Annotated in this window: 5 protein-coding genes and 2 rRNA genes; 5 read left to right on the top strand and 2 right to left on the bottom strand. The window is 28.7% G+C overall.

The window, feature by feature from the left end:
* Together BUA19_RS10105 and rrf are read left to right on the top strand one after the other, a co-directional pair.
* Window positions 1–144: ribosomal RNA gene (locus BUA19_RS10105) — 23S ribosomal RNA — on the top strand; the annotation flags it as partial.
* 43 nt (window positions 145–187) lie between these two features.
* Window positions 188–304, top strand: a 5S ribosomal RNA gene (gene rrf / locus BUA19_RS10100).
* A gap of 97 nt (window positions 305–401) precedes the next feature.
* Here rrf and BUA19_RS10095 read toward each other — a convergent pair.
* A complete protein-coding gene (locus tag BUA19_RS10095) occupies window positions 402–1,580 on the bottom strand; it encodes a pyridoxal phosphate-dependent aminotransferase (RefSeq protein WP_072726154.1) in 1,179 nt (392 codons plus the stop codon).
* A 128-nt stretch (window positions 1,581–1,708) separates the two neighbouring features.
* Between BUA19_RS10095 and BUA19_RS10090 the strand changes: the two genes are divergently transcribed.
* From BUA19_RS10090 to nrdG, 3 genes are all read left to right on the top strand, one after another.
* Window positions 1,709–3,238: a cobyric acid synthase gene (locus BUA19_RS10090; protein ID WP_072726152.1), complete on the top strand. Its 1,530-nt coding sequence runs from the start codon at window positions 1,709–1,711 to the stop codon at window positions 3,236–3,238.
* A gap of 248 nt (window positions 3,239–3,486) precedes the next feature.
* Window positions 3,487–5,841, top strand: a complete 2,355-nt coding sequence (locus BUA19_RS10085; protein WP_072726150.1) for an anaerobic ribonucleoside triphosphate reductase — start codon at window positions 3,487–3,489, stop codon at window positions 5,839–5,841.
* Between the two features lie 252 nt (window positions 5,842–6,093).
* The gene (gene nrdG, locus BUA19_RS10080; RefSeq protein WP_084602042.1) at window positions 6,094–6,630 is read left to right on the top strand and encodes an anaerobic ribonucleoside-triphosphate reductase activating protein; all 537 of its coding nucleotides are present in this window, start codon (window positions 6,094–6,096) and stop codon (window positions 6,628–6,630) included.
* A 71-nt stretch (window positions 6,631–6,701) separates the two neighbouring features.
* On the opposite strand, the gene BUA19_RS10075 is transcribed toward nrdG, so the two are convergent.
* Window positions 6,702–6,921 (bottom strand): transposase (locus tag BUA19_RS10075; protein ID WP_143145414.1); only part of this gene is annotated, 220 nt, incomplete at its 5' end.

Genomic DNA, 6,921 nt, shown 5'->3' with positions numbered 1-6,921 from the left:
CATCTAAGCGCGAAGCCACCCTCAAGATAAGATTTCCCACCGTAAGGGTAAGACCCCAGGAAGACTACCTGGTAGATAGGTCCAAGGTGTAAGCTCAGTAATGAGTTCAGCTGATGGATACTAATAGGTCGAGGACTTGACCAATAAATCTGTGCAGTTTTGAAAGTATGAAAAAAAATAAAGATTATGTGGTTACAATAGCGAGGAGGATACACCTGTTCCCATTCCGAACACAGAAGTTAAGCTCCTCAGCGCCGATGGTACTTGGAGGGAGACCTCCTGGGAGAGTAGGACGTAGCCACGTAATCTTTTTTTATTTTTTGTGTAGTAAAAAAATAAATGTTGAAATGAAATTAATCATTCCAACATTTATTTTAGAACTTTTTAGGATAAAAAATTTTTTATAGAGTTTCTATAAAATTTTTAATTTCATTAAGACCTTTTATAATATTTTCTTCACTGCACGCATACGAAATTCTTATAAAGTCATCCATTCCAAACGCTATTCCTGGAACTGCTGCAACTTTATTGTTTTCTAGTAATTTGTTACAAAATTCTATGGAAAAACTATTTTTGTAGTTAATTTTAGATTTTAATTTAGATATATCTATGAATATATAGAAAGCTCCTTGAGGATATATAAAATCCAAATCTTTTATTTTTGATAAAATAGATATTGCTAAATCTCTTTTTTGTTTGTATATTTTAACCATATTATTAATATCTTCTTTACAGTATTTTAATGATCCGTATCCTGCCCATTGAGATATAGTAGATGGATGAGAAACTAAATGGCCTTGTATAGTTGATATAGCTTTAGCTATGCTTTTATTAGAAGCGGAATATCCTAATCTTAATCCTGTCATTGCAGCAGACTTAGAAAAGCCATTTATAGTAATTGTAATATTTTTTGCTTCAGGTGATAATGAGGCTATACTTGTAAAATTATCTTTATAACATATTTTTTCGTATATTTCATCTGCTAATATGTAAATATTATTTTTTAAACATATATCTACTATTGACTTAAGTTCTTCTTTAGTGTAAATAGCTCCTGTTGGGTTAGAAGGATTTGTTATAAAAATCATTTTAGTTTTAGCAGTTATATTTTTTTGTATTTGCTCTGGAGTGATTTTAAAGTTATTATTTTTATCAGTGTCGATGAATATTGGAGTTGCATCAACTAATCTAATCATTTCAGGATAACTTACCCAATATGGTTTTGGAATTAAAACTTCGTCTTGGGGATTTAAAATAGCTATTAAAGTATTAGTTATAGAGTGTTTTGCTCCGTTTGAAACGACAATTTCATCTATATCGTAATGCACATTATTTTCGTTTTTTAGTTTTTCTACTATAGCGTTTTTTAGTTCTTTAATTCCAGAAACCATGGCATACTTAGTTTTATTATTATTTATTGCTTTTATTGCTTCGTTTTTGGCTTTATCAGGAACATTAAAATCTGGTTCGCCTATACTTAAATTTACAACTTCAATACCTTTGCTTTTAAGTTCGCTAACTTTATTACTTATTCCAATAGTGAATGATGGGGTTACATTGTTTAATCTTCTAGAAAGCATATTAATTTCCTCCTAATATTGATTTAAAATATATAATTAAATTATACATTATAATTGATATTTTTTGAGTAGAGATGTTAAAATTTAAATGTGTTTTTTATAATGAAGAATTGTTAGGGGGATTAAAAATGGGAAAATCTATTATGTTTCAAGGAACAGCATCGGGAGTTGGGAAGAGTTTAATTACAGCTGCTTTTTGTAGAATATTTAAACAAGATGGATATAAAGTAGTTCCATTTAAATCTCAAAATATGGCTTTAAATTCCTTTATAACAAAAGAGGGACTTGAGATGGGAAGAGCTCAGGTATTTCAAGCAGAAGCAGCGGGACTTGAACCAGATGTTAGAATGAATCCTATACTCTTAAAACCGACTACAGATAAAAAAGCGCAAATTATACTCAATGGAAAAGTTTATGAAAATATGGATGCTCAGGAATATCATAAATTTAAACCTCAGCTTGAAAATATGCTAAAGGGTATATATGAAGATCTTTTGAGAGAATACGATATTGTAGTTTTAGAAGGAGCAGGTAGTCCTGCTGAAATAAATTTAAGAGAAAATGATATTGTCAATATGGGTATGGCGAAAATTTCAAATTCACCTGTGATATTAATAGGAGATATAGATAGAGGAGGAGTATTTGCATCTTTAGTGGGAACTATGATGCTTCTTACAGAAGAAGAAAAAGAAAGAGTAAAAGGAGTTATAATAAATAAATTTAGAGGAGATATTAAAATTCTTGAACCTGGCATAAAAATGCTTGAGGATATAATAAAAATTCCAGTTCTTGGAGTTGTGCCTTATAGTAATTTAAAAATAGAAGACGAAGATAGTTTATCAGAAAGATTTAGAAGAAGAAATTTAAAAAATAAAGGAGAAGTTACTGTAGAAGTTTTATACCTTCCTCATGTATCTAATTTTACTGACTTTAATGTATTTGAAACTCAAGAAGATGTAAATTTAAGATATGTAATGAGAGGAGAGGCTATAGGAGATCCTGATATATTGATAATTCCTGGAAGTAAAAATACAATAGAAGATTTAATATACATTAGAGAGAGTGGGCTTGAAAGACAAATAAATGAATTACATAAAAGAGGGAAGCTTATATTTGGTATTTGTGGAGGATATCAAATGTTAGGCAAAAAATTATATGATCCTGAAGGAATAGAATGTGGGATAAAAGAAATTAATGGAATAGGGCTTTTAGATATAGAAACTACATTTGAAGGAGAAAAAGTAACTACTCAAGTTGAAGCTGTAATACAAAATAATGCAAGAGGGTATTTAAGTGGACTTGAAGGTATAAAGGTAGAAGGATATGAAATTCATATGGGAAGAAGTACTATAGGGAATGGCTCTAGATATTTAAATAAAATTATTAAAAGAATGGAAAAAAAAGAGGATATATTAGAAGGAGTTATAAATTTAGAAGGTAATGTAGTGGGGACTTATATCCATGGCATATTTGACAATATAAATTTTACAAGAAGTTTGCTTAATAATATAAGAAAGATGAAAGGATTAGAAGAAATAGAAAGTAGTGTAAAATCATTTAAAGAATTTAAGGAAAAAGAATACGATAAATTAGCTAATATAGTTAGAGCAAGTATTGATATGGATAAAATATACGAAATATTAGAAAGTAATGTATAAAATTTTTAGGAAAATTTTTCTCTAAAAATAAACCTATTATAAACACTTGCTTTCAAAAAAACGAATACGTATTTTCAATATTTTGAGCTTGTTTGACTAATGATTATAATTTTGATAATCTAAATATAGTTAAAAAAATTAAAAAACCCTTTAACAAGGTTAAAGGGGGTTTTTTTTGGTTATAATTAACTATATATTGTGGTTATCAACATTTAATCCACAATATGATGTGGAAAGGGGTTTTATAAATGATAGAAAAAGTAAAAAAAAGAGACGGAAGAATAATAAATTTTAGTAAAGATAAAATAGTTAGAGCTATATTTTTAGCAGCAAGTGAAGTTGCTAAAAAAGAAGGAAAATTACCTGATTATAGTATTGCTGAAAGCTTAGCAGATGAAGTTATAGGACTTTTAAATAAAAGATTTATAGGAAAAATACCAAATGTTGAAGATGTACAAGATGCAGTTGTTAAAACTTTAATAGAAACGGGACATGCAAAAACTAGTGAAGCGTATATTTTATATAGAGCTGAAAGAAGTAGAGTAAGAAATTCAAAAACAAGACTTATGAAAGCTATAAAAGAAATAACATTTTTAGATGCAAATAATGCAGATATAAAAAGAGAGAATGCAAATATAGACGGTAACACTGCTATGGGTACTATGCTTCAATACGGAAGTGCTGTATCTAAGGAATTTTGTAAAGAGTTTGTTATAAAACCAGAACATGCAATTGCTCATGACAAAGGGGATATACATATACATGATATGGATTTTTTAAATATGGGAACATTGACTTGTTGTCAGATAGATATAGCTAAATTATTTGAAAATGGATTTTCTACTGGCCATGGCTTTTTAAGAGAACCTCAAGATATATTAAGTTATGGTGCACTTGCAGCTATAGCTATTCAAAGTAATCAAAATGATCAACATGGAGGACAGAGTATACCATTTTTTGATTATGCATTAGCGAAAGGAGTAAAAAAGACATTTAAAAGAGTATATATAGACAATATATATAAAGCTCTGTATATGTATGATGATTTATATGAAGGAGAAATAGAAAAAATAGCAAACTTAGTAAAAGAAGTAGAAGAAAGTTTAAATAAGGAAATATCATTGAAAATAGATGAAGAATTGCTAAAAACTTTAAAAGACAAATTGATGAATAACTATAAATTGAGTGAAAAAGAAGCAGAAAAAATACAAAAATTTGCTTATAAAGAAGCTTATAGAGAAACAGATAGAAGAACATATCAGGCCATGGAGGCATTTATTCACAATTTAAATACAATGCATTCAAGAGCTGGTGCACAAGTGCCATTTTCAAGTGTTAACTTTGGAACTGACACTAGTGAAGAAGGAAGAATGGTTAGTAAAAACTTACTATTATCTTTAGAAAAGGGACTTGGAAATGGAGAAACTGCTATTTTCCCAATAGTAATATTTAAAGTAAAAGAAGGAATTAATTTAAATCCTGAAGACCCTAATTATGATCTATTTAAATTGTCATGTAGAGTGTCTTCTAAGAGATTATTTCCTAATTTTAGCTTTTTAGATGCTCCTTTTAATCTTAAATATTACAAAGAAGGACAACCTGAAACAGAGGCTACTTATATGGGCTGTAGAACTAGAGTATTGGGAAATGTATGTGGACCAGAAATAGTTACAGGAAGAGGAAACCTTTCATTTACAACTATAAATCTTCCGAGACTTGGAATAAAGCATGGTATAGTAACTAAAAAAGAATGCGATTTAGATGGATTTTTCAAAGAATTAGATGAAAAAATAAATTTAGTAATAGATCAATTGCTTGAAAGATTTGAAATTCAAGCATCTAAAAAAGTTAAAAACTTTCCTTTTTTAATGGGACAAGGTGTTTGGATGGATTCAGAAAAACTTTCTTGGGAAGATGATTTAAGAGAAATTATAAAACATGGAACATTAACAGTTGGATTTATAGGGCTTGCTGAATGTTTAAAAGCATTAATTGGAGAGCATCATGGAGAAAGTAAAAAAGCACAAGAATTAGGAATTAAAATAGTAAAATATATGAGAGAAAAGATGGATAAAGCAAGTGAAGAATACAATCTTAATTTCTCATTAATAGCAACTCCGGCAGAGGGATTAAGTGGAAGATTTACAAGACTTGATAAAAAATTATATGGAAAAATTGAAGGGGTTACAGATAAAGAATATTACACAAATTCTTTTCATGTTCCTGTATATCATAAAATTTCTGCATTTGAAAAAATAAGCATAGAAGCACCTTATCATGAATTTACTAACGCAGGACATATAAGTTATATAGAACTTGATGGAAATCCATCAGATAATTTAGAAGCTTTTGAAAGCATAGTAAGAGCTATGAAAGAATTGGGAATTGGATATGGAAGTATAAATCATCCTGTAGATAGGGATCCAGTTTGCGGATATAACGGAGTTATAGAAGATACTTGTCCAGCATGTGGAAGAAAAGATGGTCAAGATGGTATATACTTTGAAAGAATAAGAAGAATAACAGGGTATTTAGTTGGAACAATAGATAGATTTAATGATGCAAAAAGGGCTGAGGTTAGAGATAGAATAAAACATGCTTAAAATATTAGAGGTGCTTTTAACAGCAAATTATAAAAATATAAATCAAGTAACTACTCTACATTTTCATTTTGGAAAATTAGTTGCTTGATTTTTAAAAGAGAGGTGAATAAAAGTACCGTTGGCTTGCGGTATAGCATTGTAGAGATATGCTATTATGTACACTAATATTTGTAAAAATATTGAGTGTATGAATAAAATCTATAATTTTTATATATTTATTTAGATTTTTATAGATTTTATAAAGCTGGTATTATGAGAATAAGATTAGCAGCTTCTCTTACTATAGACAGCATAGTAGATGGTCCAGGTCTTAGAACTGTAATATGGACTCAAGGGTGTAAACATAAATGTAAGGGTTGCCATAATCCAAGTACACATGATTTTAATGGGGGATTTGAAGTTGAGGTAGAAGATATAATAAATAAAATTAAGAAATTAAAGCTTCAAAGGGGAATAACTTTATCGGGAGGAGAACCATTTGAACAACCAGATCCATTGATTGAAATATGTAAAGAGGCAAAAAAATTAGGATTTGATATTTGGGCATACAGTGGATATACATTTGAACAATTAACAGATACTAAAAATTCTAGGTATTTTAAATGGAAAACTCTTCTTGAATATATAGATGTACTTGTTGACGGTAAATTTGTAGAATCTAAAAAAAATTCGCTTTTAATGTTCAGAGGATCAACTAATCAGAGGATAATAGATGTGCCAAAATCATTAAAATCAAAAAAAGCTGTGCTTCATCTAGAATATATGGAAAATATAAATATAGCAAAATAGGTTCTTTGTCAAATAGTGTTGGTAAAGAGAATCACAAAGTTAATTGTTGGCCGTTTAAAACCGAATAGGTTTTAGACGGCTTTTAACTTTAGTAAATTTTGACTTATAAGTATTCTATTCTTGAAATGAAAAAAGCTTTTGTAGCCAAATGCAATCCTTTTTATTACTTTAATTTTATTATTAATTCCTTCAATTAATCCGTTTGTATAATCACATTCAAATGTATTTTTTATATAGTCTTTATACTTTTTAATAGATTTAATAGATGTTTTCATGTAATCAGATATATCT

It is taken from the genome of Tepidibacter thalassicus DSM 15285 (assembly GCF_900129915.1).
Taxonomy (GTDB): domain Bacteria; phylum Bacillota; class Clostridia; order Peptostreptococcales; family Peptostreptococcaceae; genus Tepidibacter; species Tepidibacter thalassicus.
Note: the sequence above shows the minus strand (reverse complement) of the source record. Positions and strands in the feature narration are given on the sequence as shown.